Annotated in this window: 18 protein-coding genes; 12 read left to right on the forward strand and 6 right to left on the reverse strand. The window is 74.2% G+C overall.

The genetic code is table 11. The features are described 5' to 3' along the window. Positions 1–4: 4 nt before the first annotated feature. Positions 5–1453 (reverse strand): amidase, encoded by a 1449-nt coding sequence (locus VKZ81_RS18950; protein WP_324242973.1) that lies wholly within the window; start codon positions 1451–1453, stop codon positions 5–7. A gap of 84 nt (positions 1454–1537) precedes the next feature. Further along, positions 1538–2068 carry an NUDIX hydrolase gene (locus VKZ81_RS18955; protein ID WP_324242926.1) on the reverse strand — a complete coding sequence of 177 codons (531 nt, stop codon included), beginning with the start codon at positions 2066–2068 and terminating at the stop codon, positions 1538–1540. Between the two features lie 88 nt (positions 2069–2156). Between VKZ81_RS18955 and dop the strand changes: the two genes are divergently transcribed. The 5 genes from dop (at position 2157) to VKZ81_RS18980 (ending at position 6254) form a co-directional block, all read left to right on the forward strand. After that, positions 2157–3674: a depupylase/deamidase Dop gene (dop, locus tag VKZ81_RS18960; RefSeq protein WP_324242927.1), complete on the forward strand. Its 1518-nt coding sequence runs from the start codon at positions 2157–2159 to the stop codon at positions 3672–3674. 159 nt (positions 3675–3833) lie between these two features. Then, positions 3834–4031 (forward strand): ubiquitin-like protein Pup, encoded by a 198-nt coding sequence (locus tag VKZ81_RS18965; RefSeq protein ID WP_142101234.1) that lies wholly within the window; start codon positions 3834–3836, stop codon positions 4029–4031. A gap of 59 nt (positions 4032–4090) precedes the next feature. Beyond that, positions 4091–4960, forward strand: coding sequence for a proteasome subunit beta (gene prcB, locus VKZ81_RS18970; protein WP_414709413.1), 870 nt, complete (start codon positions 4091–4093; stop codon positions 4958–4960). Positions 4961–5006: 46 nt separating this feature from the next. Then, positions 5007–5810: a proteasome subunit alpha gene (gene prcA / locus VKZ81_RS18975; RefSeq protein WP_324242929.1), complete on the forward strand. Its 804-nt coding sequence runs from the start codon at positions 5007–5009 to the stop codon at positions 5808–5810. A gap of 54 nt (positions 5811–5864) precedes the next feature. Continuing rightward, positions 5865–6254 carry a VOC family protein gene (locus VKZ81_RS18980; protein ID WP_324242930.1) on the forward strand — a complete coding sequence of 130 codons (390 nt, stop codon included), beginning with the start codon at positions 5865–5867 and terminating at the stop codon, positions 6252–6254. Here the strand turns inward: VKZ81_RS18980 and VKZ81_RS18985 are convergent. Beyond that, the gene (locus VKZ81_RS18985; protein WP_324242931.1) at positions 6217–7674 is read right to left on the reverse strand and encodes a serine hydrolase domain-containing protein; all 1458 of its coding nucleotides are present in this window, start codon (positions 7672–7674) and stop codon (positions 6217–6219) included. The two genes, VKZ81_RS18980 and VKZ81_RS18985, sit on opposite strands and share 38 nt — an antisense overlap. A 79-nt stretch (positions 7675–7753) precedes the next feature. Further along, positions 7754–9301: a bifunctional phosphatase PAP2/diacylglycerol kinase family protein gene (locus VKZ81_RS18990; protein ID WP_324242932.1), complete on the reverse strand. Its 1548-nt coding sequence runs from the start codon at positions 9299–9301 to the stop codon at positions 7754–7756. 111 nt (positions 9302–9412) lie between these two features. Here VKZ81_RS18990 and pafA point away from each other — a divergent pair, with 111 nt between their 5' ends. From pafA to tatC, 6 genes are all read left to right on the forward strand, one after another. Then, a complete protein-coding gene (pafA, locus tag VKZ81_RS18995) occupies positions 9413–10774 on the forward strand; it encodes a Pup--protein ligase (protein ID WP_324242933.1) in 1362 nt (453 codons plus the stop codon). 71 nt (positions 10775–10845) lie between these two features. After that, on the forward strand, positions 10846–11838 hold the full coding sequence (locus tag VKZ81_RS19000) for a helix-turn-helix transcriptional regulator (protein WP_324242934.1): 993 nt from the start codon (positions 10846–10848) through the stop codon (positions 11836–11838). Next, the gene (locus VKZ81_RS19005) at positions 11835–12806 is read left to right on the forward strand and encodes a helix-turn-helix transcriptional regulator (protein ID WP_324242935.1); all 972 of its coding nucleotides are present in this window, start codon (positions 11835–11837) and stop codon (positions 12804–12806) included. The genes VKZ81_RS19000 and VKZ81_RS19005 overlap by 4 nt, the downstream gene beginning before the upstream one ends. Continuing rightward, positions 12807–12986, forward strand: coding sequence for a hypothetical protein (locus VKZ81_RS19010; RefSeq protein ID WP_324242936.1), 180 nt, complete (start codon positions 12807–12809; stop codon positions 12984–12986). It abuts the gene before it with no gap. Positions 12987–13038: 52 nt separating this feature from the next. Next, positions 13039–13332, forward strand: a complete 294-nt coding sequence (gene tatA, locus VKZ81_RS19015) for a Sec-independent protein translocase subunit TatA (protein ID WP_324242937.1) — start codon at positions 13039–13041, stop codon at positions 13330–13332. A 69-nt stretch (positions 13333–13401) separates the two neighbouring features. Further along, the gene (gene tatC, locus VKZ81_RS19020) at positions 13402–14325 is read left to right on the forward strand and encodes a twin-arginine translocase subunit TatC (RefSeq protein ID WP_324242938.1); all 924 of its coding nucleotides are present in this window, start codon (positions 13402–13404) and stop codon (positions 14323–14325) included. A 10-nt stretch (positions 14326–14335) separates the two neighbouring features. On the opposite strand, the gene VKZ81_RS19025 is transcribed toward tatC, so the two are convergent. Then, a complete protein-coding gene (locus VKZ81_RS19025; RefSeq protein ID WP_324242939.1) occupies positions 14336–14890 on the reverse strand; it encodes a TetR/AcrR family transcriptional regulator in 555 nt (184 codons plus the stop codon). Positions 14891–14948: 58 nt separating this feature from the next. Between VKZ81_RS19025 and VKZ81_RS19030 the strand changes: the two genes are divergently transcribed. Next, entirely contained in the window at positions 14949–15902 is a 954-nt protein-coding gene (locus VKZ81_RS19030; protein ID WP_324242940.1) for a DsbA family protein, read from the forward strand. A gap of 46 nt (positions 15903–15948) precedes the next feature. On the opposite strand, the gene VKZ81_RS19035 is transcribed toward VKZ81_RS19030, so the two are convergent. Then, entirely contained in the window at positions 15949–16443 is a 495-nt protein-coding gene (locus VKZ81_RS19035) for a pyridoxamine 5'-phosphate oxidase family protein (protein ID WP_324242941.1), read from the reverse strand. Positions 16444–16488: the final 45 nt, after the last annotated feature.

Genomic DNA, 16488 nt, shown 5'->3' on the forward strand with positions numbered 1-16488 from the left:
GGCGCTACGCGAGCGGTGGCGGGGTGAACCCGCCGAGCTCGCGCTCGACGAGCTCGGCGAACCGGATGGTCGTGCGGTCGCCGTAGGCCGGGCCGATGGCCTGCACGCCGATCGGCAGGCCCTCGTCGGACCGACCCACCGGCAGCGCCGTCGCCGGGAGGCCGGGCAGCGTCGCCACGCCCGCGTAGGCGATCTGGTCGAGGTAGGCGAGCTCGGTGCCGTCGACGTCGATCCGGCGCCGGGACACGGGCGTGTGGTCGTGCGGGAACGCGGGCGTCGGGGTGACCGGGTGGACGACGACGTCGAACTCGGTGAACACCTCGCGCCACTGTTCGCGCACGACAGCGCGCCGCAGGTCGGCGGCGATCCAGTCGCGGTGGCTGAGCACCGTGCCGCGGGTGCGTTCCGCGGCGAGGCTGCGGTCGTCGTCGGGCAGCTGCGCCGCCTCCGCGCGGGCCCGCTCGTAGACCTTCGGCGGGAACTGCGAGCCCAGGACCGACAGCAGCAGGCGCATGAACAGCCGCCCCGCCTCGGCCAGGTCCGGCAGCAGCGGGCTCTGCCGGGCTACGGTGGCGCCGGCCGCCGCCAGCCGGTCGGCGAACCCCTCCACCGCGGCCCGGACGCTCCCCGCGACCGGGACCAGCGGGTGGGCGTCGACGACGAGCACGCGGAAGTCGGCGAGCGCGGTGTGCCGCGCGGGGGGCAGCTCGAGCCGGTAGGCGGCCCCGTTGCCGAGCGGGTCGGGCCCGGCGAGGACGTCCAGCAGGAGGCCGAGGTCCGCGGCGCTGCGCGCCATCGGCCCGATCACCGCCAGGTCGTCCTCCGCCGGCACGACCGGCATCCCCGGCGCCGTGTGCCCGCGCAGCGGGAGCAGGCCGAGGGTCGGCTTGTGGGCGTGGATGCCGCAGAAGTGGGCGGGGGTGCGCAGCGAGCCGCCGATGTCCGAGCCGATCGACACCGCACCGTAGCCGGCCGCGAGGGCCGCCGCCGAGCCGCCCGAGGAGCCGCCGGGGGTGCGCCGCGGGTCCCACGGGTTGGTGGTGGTCCCGTAGATGTCGTTGTAGGTCTGCACGTCGCCGAGGGCGAGCGGCACGTTCGTCTTGCCCAGCACCACCGCGCCCGCGTCCTTCACCCGCTCCACCGCGAGCGCGTCGGCGTCGGGCACGAAGTCGGCGAACTCCGGGATGCCCCACGTCGTGGGCAGCCCGGCCACGTGGAACGACTCCTTGACCGTCATCGGCACCCCGAGCAACGGCGCCCGCTCGCCCCTCGCGCGGCGTTCGTCGGCGGCGCGGGCAGCCGCGAGGGCGCGGTCGAAGTCCCGCACGCAGACCGCGTTGAGCGTCCCGTCGTGGCGCTCGATGCGGGCGATGGCCGCCTCGGCGAGCTCCACCGCCGACACCGCGCCCCGGTCGAGCAGGGCGAGCAGTTCCGTCGCGCTCCGGTAGCCCAGGTCGCTACCGGTGCTGCTGCCGCTACCGCTGTCGGTGCTGCTGTCCGTGCTGGTCACATCCGTCCCCGTTCCGTCGGCCCGTGGCTACACCCGCGCGCCGCGCCTGTCGAGCCAGCGCTCGATCCCGATCCGCCCGTCCGGGGTGAACGGCCGCTGCGGGTCGGCGAGCACGGCCCGCAGCTCGGGCACCATCACCCATCCGCCCCACGCGACCTCCTCCGGCTGGTGGCGCAGCGGGCCGTCCCACCGCACCTCGTACAGGAACACGTGGTAGCGCAGCGCACCGTCGTCGTAGCGGAACCGGTCGATCGGGGTCAACGCGACCCCGCGCACGCCGAGCTCCTCGTCCAGCTCGCGCGCCGCGGCGGCGTCGGGGGACTCACCCGGGCCGAGCACGCCGCCCGCCCAGCAGTCGTAGTGCCCCGGGAAGATCAGCTTCTCGGTCGAGCGCCGGTGCAGGTAGACCCGCTCGCCGTCGCCGCTGCGCACCAGCACGCCGGTGCTCGCGTGCCACAGCCCGTCCCGGTAGACGACCCCGCGCGGCGCCACCCCGACCTCGTTGCCGTCGGCGTCGTAGCGGGCCACCTCCTCGTCCGCGTCCTGCACGCCGCCCATCATCTCGGATCCGGGGCGGCGCGCGGCGCCCCGCCGGTTCCCGGACGGCTAGGCTTGACACCATGAGTGCGCACGTCGGGACCGTCCGATGACCGCCCGCCGGATCATGGGCACGGAGGTCGAGTACGGGATCTCAAGCCCTGGCGACCCCACCGCCAACCCCGTGATCACCTCGACGCAGATCGTGCTCGCCTACGCGGCGGCCGCCGAGATCCCGCGTTCGCGGCGGGCCCGCTGGGACTACGAGGTGGAGTCGCCCCTGCGCGACGCGCGCGGCTTCGACCTGTCGGCGCCCACGATGCACAACCCCGCCGAGTCGGAGCTGGACGACCTCGGCGCCGCGAACGTGATCCTCACCAACGGCGCGCGCCTCTACGTCGACCACGCTCACCCGGAGTTCTCCACGCCGGAGGTCACCACCCCGCGCGACTGCGTGATCTGGGACAAGGCGGGGGAGCGGATCATGGAGGAGGCCGCCGAGCGCGCCGCCACCGTGCCCGGCGCGCCCCGCATCCAGCTGTACAAGAACAACGTCGACGGCAAGGGCGCGAGCTACGGCTCGCACGAGAACTACCTGATGTCGCGCCAGACGACGTTCCCGTCGATCGTCGCCGGGCTCATCCCGTTCTTCGTCACGCGGCAGGTCATCTGCGGCGCGGGCCGGGTCGGCATCGGGGCCACCGGCGACGAGGCCGGCTACCAGATCTCCCAGCGCAGCGACTACATCGAGGTCGAGGTCGGCCTCGAGACCACGCTCAAGCGCGGCATCATCAACACCCGCGACGAGCCGCACGCCGACGCCGACAAGTACCGCCGCCTGCACGTCATCATCGGCGACGCCAACATGAGCGAGTACTCCACGCTGCTCAAGGTGGGCACCACGGCGCTCGTGCTGGACATGATCGAGGCGGGCGTGCGGTTCGACGAGCTGCGGCTGGCCGAGCCGGTGCGCTCGGTGCACCGGATCAGCCACGACCCCAGCCTCAAGACGCTGGTCGACCTCACCGACGGGCGCAAGATGACCGCGCTCGACATCCAGCGCGCGTACTTCGAGAAGGCCCAGAAGCACGTCGAGAACACCCTCGGCGCCGACGTCGACCCGGACACCGCCGAGATCCTCACGCTGTGGGGCGAGATCCTCGACGACCTCGCCCGCGACCCGATGAGCACGGCCGACCGGCTCGACTGGACCGCGAAGCTGCGGCTGCTCGAGGGCTACCGCGAGCGCGACGGGCTGAGCTGGAGCTCCGGCCGCCTCGCGCTGGTCGACCTGCAGTACACCGACGTGCGCCTGGCCAAGGGGCTCTACAACCGCCTGGTGACGCGCGGGTCGATGAAGCGGCTGGTGTCCGAGGACGACGTCCAGGCGGCCATGCACAACCCGCCGGAGGACACGCGGGCGTTCTTCCGCGGGCGCTGCCTCGAGCGCTACCCGGCCGAGGTCGCCGCCGCCTCGTGGGATTCGGTGATCTTCGACCTGGGCCGCGAGTCGCTGGTGCGGATCCCCACGCTCGAGCCGCTGCGCGGCACGCGACGCCACGTGGGCGAGCTGTTGGAGCGCTCCCGCACGGCCGAGGAGCTCGTGGAGGCGCTCACGCGCGGCTGACCCGCTCGCGACGAGGCGGAACGCGCTCGAACTCGCCGATGGAGCGGGCCTCAAACGCGGGCGTGTCGCCGATCCGCTAGGTAGTGTTCATCTACACCGATCCGGTACGCCGCGTGCAGGACGGCAGCGGCGGCCGGGCAGGCGCGAGGAGGATTCACGATGTCCCAGGAGCAGACCAAGCGCCAGGGCGGTGGCGGGGGCGACGACGAGGACGGTGCCGACGCCGCTGCGGCCGGTCAGGAGCGACGTGAGAAGCTCGGCGAGGACGTGGACACGATCCTCGACGAGATCGACGACGTGCTCGAGGAGAACGCCGAGGACTTCGTCCGCGCCTACGTGCAGAAGGGCGGCGAGTAAGCCGCTCGCTGCGCCACCACTGGCACCGCATACGCGCGGAGAGAGGCTCTCACCTGACCATGACGTTCCCCGAGCGTCCGCCCCTCAGCGTGCCTACCGGTCTGGGCGCGTACCTCGCCCCCGGCGTCACGTCGTTCACCGACTTCGTCGCCGCCACCGCTCCGCACCTTCTTCCCGGCCGCATCCCGCCGGGCGTCGTGCCGGAGTCCGGCGCGGCCGGGAAGCTGGAGGTCCCGCACGGCACCACGATCGTCGCGCTCACCTTCTCCGAGGGCGTGGTGATCGCTGGTGACCGGCGGGCCACCCAGGGCAACGTGATCGCGCAGCGCGACATCGAGAAGGTGTTCATCACCGACTCGTACTCGGCGGTGGGTTTCGCCGGCACGGCGGGCAACGGCCTGCAGATGGTCCGCCTGTACAGCGTCGACCTGGAGCACTACGAGAAGACCGAGGGCGTTCCGCTCTCCCTCGACGGCAAGGCGAACAAGCTCGCCGGCATGGTCCAGGCCAACCTGGCCGCGGCGATGCAGGGGTTCGTCGTGGTGCCCATCCTCGTCGGCTACGACCTCGACGCCCCCGAGCCGTCGAAGGCGGGCCGCATCATCACCTACGACGCCGTCGGGGGCCGTTACGACGAGAAGCTCGGCTACCACGCGATCGGCTCCGGCTCGACGTTCGCGAAGTCGGCGCTCAAGAAGCGCCACGACCCGAACGCCGACCTGTCGGGCGCCATCCGCACCGCGGTCGAGGCGCTCTACGACGCCGCCGACGACGACACCGCCACCGGCGGCCCCGACCTGACCCGCCGCATCTTCCCCGTGGTCGTGAGCATCACCGGCCCGGACGGTGCCGTGCGCCGGCCCGAGGAGGAGATCGAGGCGGTCGTGCGCGAGGTGGTCGCCGGCCGCACCGAGAACCCCGGGGGATGATCATCCCCGTGAACCGCTCCCCCTCGACGCACCAGGAGTTCCTGCCGTGACGATGCCGTTCTACTCGTCGGTCGACCAGCTGCTGCGCGACCGATCCGAGCTGGCACGCAAAGGCATCGCCCGCGGCCGCAGCGTCGTCGTGCTCACCTACACCGGCGGCGTGCTGTTCGTCGCCGAGAACCGCTCCACCGCCCTGCACAAGGTCTCGGAGATCTACGACCGCATCGGCTTCGCCGCGGTGGGCCGCTACAACGAGTTCGACAACCTGCGCACCGCCGGCATCCGCCACGCCGACCTGCGCGGCTACGCCTACGACCGCCGCGACGTCACCGGGCGCGGCCTGGCCAACGGCTACGCCCAGCTGCTCGGCACCTCGTTCGTGGAGCAGCAGAAGCCCTACGAGGTCGAGCTCTGCCTCGCCGAGGTCGGCCCCGAGTTCGGCTCCGACCAGCTCTACCGCATCACCTACGACGGCTCGATCACCGACGAGCCGCAGTTCGTGGTGATGGGCGGCACCACCGAGCCGATCAGCGCCAAGCTGCGCGAGACCTACCGGCCCGAGCTGGAGCTCAAGGAGGCCATCGGGATCGCCGTCGAGGCGCTGCAGGCGGCCTCCACCGGCAACGGCGGCAGCCCGGAGGTGCTCGGCGTCGACGCCCTCGAGGTGGCCGTGCTCGACCGGACGCGCCCCCGGCGCACGTTCCGCCGCATCACCGGCAACGTGCTGCGCGACCTGCTCCCCGAGGCCAACAAGGCCGCGAGCACCGGTGGGCGGGGCGCGCAGGCGGGCGGCGACGAGGCCCCGGCGGGCAGCGCCGCGGTGAACGGGGACAAGGGCTCGAGCTCCTGACGGCAGCTCCCGACGGCTTGACCTGAACCCGGCTCCAGGGCGCAGGGTGGCGGAATGGCCGTCCAGCTGAACCACACGATCGTCCCCACCCGCGACAAGCAGGCCGAGGCGCGGTTCGTCGCCGACGTCCTCGGGCTGCCCGGGCCCACGTCGTTCGGCCCGTTCGCCGTGGTCGAGCTCGCGAACGGGGTGAGCCTCGACTTCATGGACGTGGCCGGCGACGTCCCGGTGCTGCACTACGCGTTCCTGATCGGCGAGGACGAGTTCGACGCCGTCGCGGGGCGACTGCGCGACCGCGGCGTGCCGACGTGGGCCGACCCCGGCCACCGCAGGCCGGGGTTCAACACCAACGACGGCGGGCGCGGGCTCTACTTCGACTCGCCGGAGGGCCACAACCTCGAGGTGCTCACGGTCCCGTACGGGGGCTGGCCGCAGGCGCGCTGACCGCGCCGGGTCGGGCCAGCGCGTACAGCCGCGCGGCCACCACCACCGCGCCGGCCGCGGCGGCCACCTCGGCCGCGACGAGCGCGGTCGGCCACAGCGCGGCCAGGTCGGCGAACGTGGCGGCGCCGCCCACGAGGGGCGCGGCCAGGTCCGGCAGGAACGCGAGCAGCACCAGGGGCAGGGCGTACGGGGCGAGCCGGAGCGCGCGGCCCGCCCACGGCCGGGTGGCCCGCGCCCACCGCCGGGATCGCAGCACCGCGACGGCCGCGACCACGAGGGCGCCCACCGCCGCGGCGGTGAGCAGCAGCTCGACCAGGAACGCCACCGGCGGGCCGGGCGGGGCCGGGGTCTCCCCGCGGACGAGGGCGGCGAGCTCGTCGGCCAGGTCGTCGACCTCGCTGGGGGCCGCCCCGTCGCCGCGGGCGAGGGGGTCGCGGCCGTTCGCCAGCACCGCGACGCCCCACCGCTCGTCGGGCGTGCGCCCGGGCCGCATCACCAGCGTGGCGGCGGAGGTGGCGGTCCGCCCGCGCAGCACCAGCTCGCCGCCCGGCCGCTCCTGGCACCCCAGCCGCTGCACCTCGCGCAGCCCGTCGCCCGCCAGCACCGTCCGCAGCCCCCAGCCGACGTTGAACTGCAGCCAGGTCCCGACGTCCGCGGCGGTGCTCACGACGCCCTCCGAGCCGCTGACGAGGCGTTCCGGCTCCGCCTGCGGCCTGCTGACGGCGAGGAAGCGGGTGTGCCCGTCCACCAGGCCGTCCACCAGGTCCCGGGTGCCGGCGACGGTCGTGGTCTCCTGCGCGCCCACCTGGAACAGCACGCGCTCGGTCAGGAACGCGTCGAACGGGCGCCCGGTCTTCACCTCCACCAGCCGGGCGGCGACCTGGTAGCCGAGCCCGCTGCGCACGCGTCGCTCGCCGGGCGCCGCCACCAGCGCGACGTCGCGCAGGCCGGCCACCGCCTCCTCGAGGGAGCGCGCGGGCGTCCGCGGCGCCGCCGGGGCGGGCGGCAGGCCGGAGGTGTGGTCCAGCAGCCGGCGGACGGTGATCTCGCCCGATCGCGGGTCGGCCGTGGTGAACCCGGGCAGGTGCGCGACCACCGGGTCGTCGAACCGCACCACGCCGAACCCCACCAGCTGCGCCAGCGCCACCGCGGTGAACGACTCCGACACCCCGCCCAGCCGCACCGGGGTGTGCTCGGTGACCGGCTCGCCGGTCGAGTCGTGGCCGTAGCCCGCGGCGTGCACGATCCGGTCGTCGTCGACCACGGCGACCGCCACGCCCGGCAGCCGGGTGGCCCCGACGTGCGCGCGCACGATCTCGTCGATCGAGGCGGGGTCCGGCCCCGCGGGTGGGGCGGCCGCCGCCGGGGCCGCCCCGGCGAGGACGCATCCGAGGGCCACACCCACCGCGAGAACGCGCACCGCCGTCATCCCCCGTCGCCACCCGGGCCGACCGTGCCCCGCGACCGTGCCGCCGCCCGTGGTGCGGCCATCCTGCCGGTCAGCCGAGGAAGGGGCGTTCCCGGCCCCGCCACCTGTCCTCCCGGCGGCGGTAGACGGGCACGGGGCGCGGCGCGACCCGGAACGTGAACCGGCCCGCCTCCTCGACCACCTCGCCGTCGGTGGCGAGCATGCCGGGCACCGCGAGCTCGACGTCGAGCTCGGCCACCTCGCGCTGGTGGTACACGCGGCTGTGGCCCAGCGCGCCCAGCAGCAGGGCGACCACCGCACGCAGCCGTGAGAACCGCAGGTCGGCGCGCAGCCATCGCACGTCGAGCAGGCCGGAGTCCAGCGAGGGGCGCCACGCGGGCACCATGCCGCGCGGGTGGTAGGGACCGTTGCCGACGAACAGCAGCCAGACCGACGTCCACCGACCGTCGATCCTGACCCGCACCGGCTCGGCCCGGCGCAGCACCACGACGAGCGCCGCGGCGAACGCGGGCCACTTGCCCCACCGGCCCTGCCAGCGCTCCCGCAGCCGCACGAGGTCCGGGTAGGAGCCGAGGCTCGCGGTGTTGAGGAAGTAGCGGGTGCGCACCACGGCCGGGTCGAACGGCTCGGCCCCGCGGCCCGGGTGGACCTCCACCACGCCCAGGTCGACGGCGACGGCCTCGCCCGCGCCGGTGGCATCCACCGCCTCCTGCACGTCGTAGACGCCGACGTCGCGGGCGAAGTGGTTGAGGGTGCCGGTCGGCACCACCACGAGCGGCAGCCCGCGCCGCCCGGCCACGGTGGCCGCCGCGGCCGCCGACCCGTCGCCGCCCGCCACGCCGACGGCCTCCACCCACCCGTCCCGCTCGGCGACGGCGGCGTCGAGCTGCTCGTCGATGTCCTCCTCGGCCGTGCTGCGCAGCACGACGGCGGCGGGCCACGCCTTCTGCAGCTCGGCGGTGGGATCGTGCTCCGGGTCGCCGGAGCGCTGGTTGGACACCAGCACCAGGCCCTCGCCGTCGGGCAGGCGCGGCACGGCGTCCAGGGGGCGCGCCCGTGCCTCGTCGGTGCGCCGCACGGGCCACCAGCGCCGCGTGGCGAGCGCGATCCCGCTGCCCACCGCCGCGCCGGCCAGCACGTCGGAGGCCCAGTGGACGCCCACGTGCACGCGCGAGTAGGCCACCGAGGCCGCGAGCGGCGCCACGGCGAGCCCCAGCTTCGGGCTCTCCAGCGCGACGGCGGTGGCGAACGCGGCCGCCGACGCGGCGTGCCCGGACGGGAACGACGACGAGGTCGGGCCGTTGCGCAGGGTCTGGTAGGCGGGCAGCTCCGCCGCCGCGGGCCGCCTGCGCGGCAGCAGCGGCTTGAGCAGGCCGTTGGCCGTGGTGCTCGCCGCCGCGATGGCGAGCACGCCGCGGGCGGCGGCCTTGCGGGAGGCCCCGCGGCGCGCCGCGAGGATCGTGGCGATCGTGAACCACAGCAGGCTGTGGTCGGCGCTGATCGAGGCGGACTTCATGGCGGCGTCGAGCGGGCTCGGCGGCAGCGCCGAGATCCGGCGGGACACCGCGCGATCGGCGTCGACCACCCCGTCGGTGGCCCGTCGGATCCACGACAGCACGTCCCGACAGTACGCACACGGCGCAGCGGCGTCGGATCAGAGGAGCAACACGACACGGCCAGTCGGTCACAGGCATGACATGAGCGGGCTCTCTCCGCTTACGCTTGCTGGATGCAGCGGCGGATCTACGGCGTCGAGACCGAGTTCGGGGTCACGTGCACCTTCCACGGGCAGCGGCGCCTGTCGCCCGACGAAGTTGCGAGGTACCTGTTCCGCCGGGTCGTCTCGTGGGGGCGTTCGTCGAACGTCTTCCTGCGCAACGGCGCCCGGCTCTACCTGGATGTCGGCAGCCACCCCGAGTACGCCACGGCGGAGTGCGACTCGCTGGCCCAGCTCGTCTCCCACGACAAGGCGGGGGAGCGGATCCTCGAGGACCTCCTGGTCGACGCCGAGCGCAGGCTGGTCGACGAGGGCATCGGCGGCGACATCTACCTGTTCAAGAACAACACCGACTCGGCGGGCAACTCCTACGGCTGCCACGAGAACTACCTGGTGGCGCGGGCGGGCGAGTTCTCCCGCATCGCCGACGTGCTGCTGCCGTTCCTCGTCACGCGGCAGCTGATCTGCGGCGCGGGCAAGGTGCTGCAGACCCCGCGCGGCGCGGTGTACTGCCTGTCGCAGCGGGCCGAGCACATCTGGGAGGGCGTCTCCAGCGCCACCACCCGGTCGCGGCCGATCATCAACACCCGCGACGAGCCGCACGCCGACGCGGAGCGCTACCGCCGCCTGCACGTGATCGTGGGCGACTCCAACATGTCCGAGGTCACCACCCTGCTCAAGGTCGGGTCGGCCACGCTCGTGCTGGAGATGATCGAGGCGGGCGTCCAGTTCCGCGACTTCACCCTCGACAACCCGATCCGCGCCATCCGCGAGATCAGCCACGACCTCACCGGCCGCCGCACCGTGCGCCTCGCGGGCGGGCGGGAGGCGAGCGCCCTGGACATCCAGCGCGAGTACCACGCCAAGGCCGTCGAGCACGTCCGGCTGCGCGGCAGCGCCGACCCCACCATCCCGCGGGTGGTCGACCTGTGGGGCCGGGCCCTCGACGCCGTCGAGACCCAGAACCTCTCGCTGATCGACCGCGAGATCGACTGGGCCATCAAGCACCGGCTCGTCGAGCGGTACCGGGAGCGCAACGACCTCGACCTCGCCAGTCCGCGGGTGGCCCAGCTCGACCTCGCCTACCACGACATCCGGCGCGGCCGCGGCCTGTTCGACCTGCTGCAGCGCAAGGGCATGGTCGACCGCGTCACCGACGACGGTGAGATCGAAGCGGCCAAGGACACCCCGCCCCAGACCACCCGCGCGAAGCTGCGCGGCGACTTCATCGCCGCCGCCCAGGCCGCGGGCCGCGACTTCACCGTCGACTGGGTGCACCTCAAGCTCAACGACCAGGCCCAGCGCACCGTGCTGTGCAAGGACCCGTTCCGGGCCGTGGACGAGCGGGTGGAGCGCCTGATCGCCTCGCTCTGAGCCGGGGAACACGCCGGGGCGTTCCCGCCGGTCGCCCGCGCGGGGACCGCGCCCGGTCGTACCATGCCCAGGTGTCCTCTGCCCGGGCCGAGCGGCTGGTGAACCTGGTGCTCTGCCTGCTGTCCACCCGGCAGTTCCTCACGGCGGAGCGGATCCGGCAGATCGTCCCCGGCTACGCCGAGACGCCCAACGACGAGGCGTTCTTCCGGATGTTCGAGCGGGACAAGGCCGAGCTGCGCGAGCTCGGCGTGCCGCTCGAGACCGGGCGGATGTCGAGCTTCGACCCCGTCGACGGCTACCGCATCGCGCGCCAGGACTACGAGCTGCCCGACATCGACCTCGAGCCCGACGAGGCGGCCGCGGTCGCGCTGGCGGCGCGGCTGTGGGACTCGCCCGAGCTCGCGGTGCCCGCCCACAGCGCGCTGGTCAAGCTGCGCGCGGCGGGGATCGAGGTCGACGAGGAGCAGGGGCGGGTCCAGCCGCGGGTGCAGGCGGCCGACCCGGCGTTCGCGCCGCTGCTCGCCGCGGTGCGGGCCGGGCGGGCCGTCACGTTCGACTACCAGCGCGGTGGCGTGGGCGGACCGGTCCAGCGGCGCACCGTGGAGCCGTGGGGTGTGGTCTCCTGGCGCGGGCGCTGGTACCTGTGTTGCCACGACCGCGACCGTGACGCGCCCCGCTGCTTCCGCGTCTCGCGGATCCTGGAGCCGGTCACGCCGATCGGGCCCGCCGGCGCGGTGAAGGTGCCCGAGGGCGTCGACCTCATGGGGATGGTGCGCGAGGGCGTCGACCCGCCGCCCGCCACGGACACCGCTCGGGTCTGGATCGCCGACGGGCGCGCGCACGGCCTGCGCCGGCTCGGCCGGGTCGTCGGCAGGCACACCCACGCGGGCCGGCCCGGCGACGAGGTGGAGCTCGAGCTGCGCTCCCTGGAGACCCTCGCCCGCTGGGTCGCCGGGCACGGACCCGACGTCGCCGTGATCGCCCCGCAGCGCCTCGCCGACGCCGTGCGCGCCAACTGGGCGGCCGCGGTGGCGGCCCACACCGAACCGCTGGCGAGGACATGAGCACGGGCGGCGTCACGGAGCGGCTGCCGCGGTTGCTCTCGCTGGTGCCCTACCTGCTGGCGCGCCCCGGCATCCCGGTGGCGGAGGCCGCGGCCGACTTCGGGATCTCCGAGAAGCAGCTGCGCCGCGACCTCGAGCTGCTGTGGATGTGCGGGCTGCCCGGCTACGGGCCCGGCGACCTGATCGACCTGTCGTTCTCCGGCGACACCGTCACCGTCACCCACGACGCGGGCATGCGCAGGCCGCTGCGGCTCACCACCGCGGAGGCCACGGCGCTGCTGATGGCCCTGCGCACGCTCGCCGACGTGCCGGGCGTCGCCGACACCGAGGCGGTGCGGCGGGCGGCGGCGAAGGTGGAGCGCGCGGTGGGCGACGCCGGGCTCGCGGGCGTGGCGATGGATGCGCCGAGTCGGGAGGAGGCCGCCACCACGGCCGCGGTGCGCGACGCGCTCGCCGCGGGGAAGGCCCTGCGGATCGTGTACTACACGGCCGGGCGCGACGCGGTGTCGCAGCGCACGATCGACCCGATGCGGCTGCTCATCGTCGACGGCCGCGGCTACCTCGAGGCCTGGTGCCGGCGCGCGGAGGCCGTGCGGCTGTTCCGGCTCGACCGGGTCGAGGACGTCGCCGTGCTCGACGAGCCCGCCGCCCCGCCGCCGGACGCCGAGCCCACCGACGTGTCGGGCGGCCTGTTCAGGCCCAGCGCCGAGCACCGCACGGCCGTGCTGCTGCTGGAGCGGGAGGCCCGCTGGGTGGCCGAGTACTACCCCGTCGACGAGGTCGTCGAGCTCGGCGACGAGCGCGTGCAGGTGCGGCTGCGCTTCGCCGACCCGGCCTGGCTGGTCCGGCTCGTGCTGGGCCTCGGCGGCGGTGCGCGGCTGCTGGAGCCGCGGGAGCTGGTGCACACGATCGCCGAACGGGCGCGGGAGGCGCTCGCGGCCACGGAACCGGAGCCGGGGGACGGGTAGATGCTGTTGGTGTGGGTCACGGTCGGCGTGGGGACCGCGCTGCTCGTGGTGCTGCTGCTGGTCGTGCTGCGGCACGTGCGGCGGTTCGCCCGGGCGAAGGCGGCCCTGGAGGCGGACGTGGCGCGGCAGGTGGGCGAGCTGCGGGCGCTGGCCGACGAACGACGACAGGAGTCGGCCTGAACCGCGACCCGCGTAGACTCCTCACGACTGCACACGGCGGAAGGACGAGAACATGCCGAACCTCGGCGGCTGGGAACTGGTGATCCTCATCGGAGTCCTGGTGCTCCTGTTCGGTGCCAAGCGCTTGCCGGACATGGCCCGGTCCATCGGTCAATCCGCCCGCGTGTTCAAGGGTGAGATGAAGGGCCTGAAGGAGGAGTCTGCGAAGTCGGAGACGCAGACGACCGACCAGGCCGCGACGCCCGAGCCGAAGCCGCTCCCCGAGGGGCAGGCGAAGGCCGAGGAGAAGACCCCCGAGGCCACGCGCGCGTCCCAGCCGGGTTCGGGCAGCACCTCGGCGCAGTAGTAGTACCCCGCGGTGGCTCGTTTTCCGCTCCGTCGGGCAGGCAGGCGGCCGAAGAACCCCGACGGGACGATGTCGCTCGTCGAGCACCTGTACGAGCTGCGTGATCGGCTGACGATCTCGCTCGTCGCGATCCTGCTCACCACGATCTTCGGCTACATCTGGTTCGCGGTTCCCTTCTTCGGGTTGCCGAGCCTCGGCGAGATGCTGAAGGGCCCGTACTGCGCGCTGCCGGACTCCTCCCGGGCGGTCTTCACCGCCGACGGGTCGTGCAACCTGCTGGGGATCGGCCCGTTCGACCAGTTCATGCTGCGGCTGAAGGTGGCCGCTGCGGCCGGTCTGGTGCTCGCCTGCCCGGTGTGGCTGTACGAGATCTGGGCGTTCATCGTCCCCGGCCTGTACGCGAAGGAACGCCGCTACGCGCTGTGGTTCGTGTCGGTGGCGTCGGTGCTGTTCGTGGCCGGCGCCGTCCTCGCCTACGCCGTCATCACGCAGGGCCTGGCGTTCCTCTTGACCATCGGCTCCGAGGTGCAGACCACGGCGCTGTCCGGTGACCAGTACTTCTCGTTCGTCATCGCGCTGCTGCTGATCTTCGGGGTGAGCTTCGAGCTGCCGCTGCTCGTGGTGATGCTCAACGTCGCCGGCGTGCTCAGCTACGCCAGACTCAAGGCATGGCGGCGCGGGCTCACCTTCGGCCTGTTCGTGTTCGCCGCGGTCGCGACCCCGGGCCAGGACCCGATCTCGATGATCGCGTTGGCGATCGCCCTGGTGCTGCTGTTCGAGCTGGCGATCCAGATCACCCGCCTCAACGACCGGCGCCGCGCCCGGCAGCGGGCCGCCGAGGGTTGGGACAGCTGGGACCCCGACGCACCGAGCCCGATCGACACCTCGCCCAGCGCCATCGACACCTCGCCGAGCCCGATCGACACGAACCCCAGCCCGGTCGACCACAACGCACCGGGCGACGCCAAGCAGCGCCTCGACGACGTGACCTGACGGCCGCCGGTCAGGAGCGCGCCAGCAACCGCCAGGTGGCCGCCGCGGTCTCGGCCGGCGGCCGGGCGTCCCCGGTGGCGCAATGCGCGATGACGCCCACCAGCGCGCCGGCGAGGTAGGCCGCGTGCACCTCGAGCGGCACGGCAGCTGCGGTCGGCCGTGCCCCGGCCCGGAACCGCTCGAGCAGCGCCTCGCCCAGCGCCTGCCGCAACCGGGCGGCGAACCGGGCGCTGCCCTGCGGCCCGAGCATCCGCGCGTACAGGGTGGCGTGCGCGGCCACGTGCTCGAACAGCGTCACCAGCGGTGGGGGCGCGGTGTCCGGGTCGGCGTCGAGCGGGCACAGCTGCGCGGCCCGCGCCACGGTGGTGACCGCCTCCTCCATGGCGTCGGCGAACAGCGCGTCGAGGTCCGGGTAGTGCAGGTAGACGGTCGCCCGGTTCACCCCCGCCCTGCTCGCGACGGCGGAGAGCGTGAGCGTGGCCGGGTCGCGTTCCCCGGCCAGCTCGAGGGCCGCGGCGCGGAGGCTCGCGCGGGTGCGCCGGGCGCGCGGATCGTCCGGTGGCATGAGCCGCAGTCTACGACACATGTCGACTAAACGACATCTGTCGCGTAGGGTGGCGGACATGCGAGCGGAGATCTGGATGGACGTCGTGTGCCCGTGGGCCTACATCGGCAAGCGGCGGGTCGAGCGCGCCGTCGCCGGCACGGGCGTCCCCGTCGAGATCGTGTGGCGGCCGTACCGGATCGACCCGTCCGCGCCGGTGCCCGCCGAGCCGCTCGCGGAGGCGCTGCAGGACCCGGTCGCCGACGAGGCGCTGCGCGCCTGCGCGCCCGACCTCACACCCGCCGAGAACCGGCTGCGCGTGGAGCGGATCGCCGCGAAGGAGGGCCTCGGCCCGCCGTGGGGTGCCAAGTGGCGGGCGAGCAGTCACGACGCCCACCGGCTGATCGCGCTCGCCGAGCCCGCGGGCGTGCAGGACGCGGTGGTGGAGGCGCTGCTGCGGGCCCACTTCGTCGACGCCCTCGACATCAGCGACCGCGAGGTGCTGGCCCGCGTCGTCGGCGACGTGTTCCCGGCCGGGCCCGCGCTGCTGGCGAACGGCGCGGGGGAGCAGCGGGTGCGCGAGCTGCTGCTCGAGGGCAAGGCGCGGGGGATCCGCACCTCGCCGACGCTCGTCGTCGGCGACCGCGCCCTCGCCGGCGCGCAGCCGCCCGAGGTGATCGCGGAGTTCCTCGCCGAGGGCGGCGAGCCCCGCGACGTGCCCGCCGAGGTGGAGCGCTACCGGTGGGCGGAGTCGCTGCTGGAGCAGCGCGACCCGCTAGGCGCCCTGGAGCTGCTGCGCCCGCTGCTCGACGAGCACGGCCGCGACCGCTCGGTGCGGCTGCTCGCCGCCCGCGCCTGGTACGCCTCCGCGCAGCTGCGGCGGGCGCGCGCCGCGCTGGAGGAGCTGGTGGCCGAGCAGCCCGGCGACGCCTACGCCCACGCGCTGCTCGGCCGCACCCTGCAGCGGATGAGCGAGCGCGAGCAGGCGGGGCGGTACCTGCGGCTCGGCAGCGCGATGGGGACGGCGGTCTAGCCGCCGGCGGCGCCACGCAGGGTGTGCGGAGCCGCCCGGTGCCCCGTCAGGCGGGGTCCTCGGCCCAGTCCTTCACCAGCTCCACCCTGCCCTCCAGCAGCACCGGCGCCGGCTGGACCCGCACCCGCCACGGGTCCAGCCGCAGCGCGGCGAACGCCGGACTCCGCGGCCCGTCCTTCCAGGCGTGGATGATCGTCGGGTCGTAGCCGACGGGCTCGGGCCCGCTGCGGAAGCGCTCCCACAGCTCGGCGCAGGTGGCGTCGTCGGTGTGCAGGGACGCTCGGCAGTGGGCGGACACGGTGTCGTGGGAGGCGTCCCAGTAGGTCACCGACACGTAGGGGTGCGCGGCGAGGTGAGCCCGCTTCGTCCGGGTCGGCTCGGTGGCGACCCAGCCGGTGAGGCGTTCGCCGTCCCACTCCCAGATCGGGTGCAGGATGCGCGTCCACGGCCTGCCGTGGCTGTCGACGGTGGCCGCGGTCGCCCACACGATGCGGTGGGCGATCTCGACGAAAGCGGGCGCGGTCTCGGCGAGCGTTGCCATGCGGGTGATCGTGCCACCCCCGTTGTGAGCAGGTGCTGCGCCCAT

The sequence above is a fragment of the Pseudonocardia sp. genome, assembly GCF_035305885.1.
Lineage (GTDB): Bacteria > Actinomycetota > Actinomycetes > Mycobacteriales > Pseudonocardiaceae > Pseudonocardia.

What these genes read in the sequence shown, in the direction of transcription:
- VKZ81_RS18955 (WP_324242926.1), bottom strand. Translation starts at nt 2,068, where the DNA reads ATGGGCGGCGTGCAGGACGCGGACGAGGAGGTGGCCCGCTACGACGCC.
- dop (WP_324242927.1), top strand. Translation starts at nt 2,157, where the DNA reads ATGACCGCCCGCCGGATCATGGGCACGGAGGTCGAGTACGGGATCTCA.
- VKZ81_RS18965 (WP_142101234.1), top strand. Translation starts at nt 3,834, where the DNA reads ATGTCCCAGGAGCAGACCAAGCGCCAGGGCGGTGGCGGGGGCGACGAC.
- prcB (WP_414709413.1), top strand. Translation starts at nt 4,091, where the DNA reads ATGACGTTCCCCGAGCGTCCGCCCCTCAGCGTGCCTACCGGTCTGGGC.
- VKZ81_RS18980 (WP_324242930.1), top strand. Translation starts at nt 5,865, where the DNA reads ATGGCCGTCCAGCTGAACCACACGATCGTCCCCACCCGCGACAAGCAG.
- pafA (WP_324242933.1), top strand. Translation starts at nt 9,413, where the DNA reads ATGCAGCGGCGGATCTACGGCGTCGAGACCGAGTTCGGGGTCACGTGC.
- VKZ81_RS19005 (WP_324242935.1), top strand. Translation starts at nt 11,835, where the DNA reads ATGAGCACGGGCGGCGTCACGGAGCGGCTGCCGCGGTTGCTCTCGCTG.
- VKZ81_RS19010 (WP_324242936.1), top strand. Translation starts at nt 12,807, where the DNA reads ATGCTGTTGGTGTGGGTCACGGTCGGCGTGGGGACCGCGCTGCTCGTG.
- tatA (WP_324242937.1), top strand. Translation starts at nt 13,039, where the DNA reads ATGCCGAACCTCGGCGGCTGGGAACTGGTGATCCTCATCGGAGTCCTG.
- tatC (WP_324242938.1), top strand. Translation starts at nt 13,402, where the DNA reads ATGTCGCTCGTCGAGCACCTGTACGAGCTGCGTGATCGGCTGACGATC.
- VKZ81_RS19025 (WP_324242939.1), bottom strand. Translation starts at nt 14,890, where the DNA reads ATGCCACCGGACGATCCGCGCGCCCGGCGCACCCGCGCGAGCCTCCGC.
- VKZ81_RS19030 (WP_324242940.1), top strand. Translation starts at nt 14,949, where the DNA reads ATGCGAGCGGAGATCTGGATGGACGTCGTGTGCCCGTGGGCCTACATC.
- VKZ81_RS19035 (WP_324242941.1), bottom strand. Translation starts at nt 16,443, where the DNA reads ATGGCAACGCTCGCCGAGACCGCGCCCGCTTTCGTCGAGATCGCCCAC.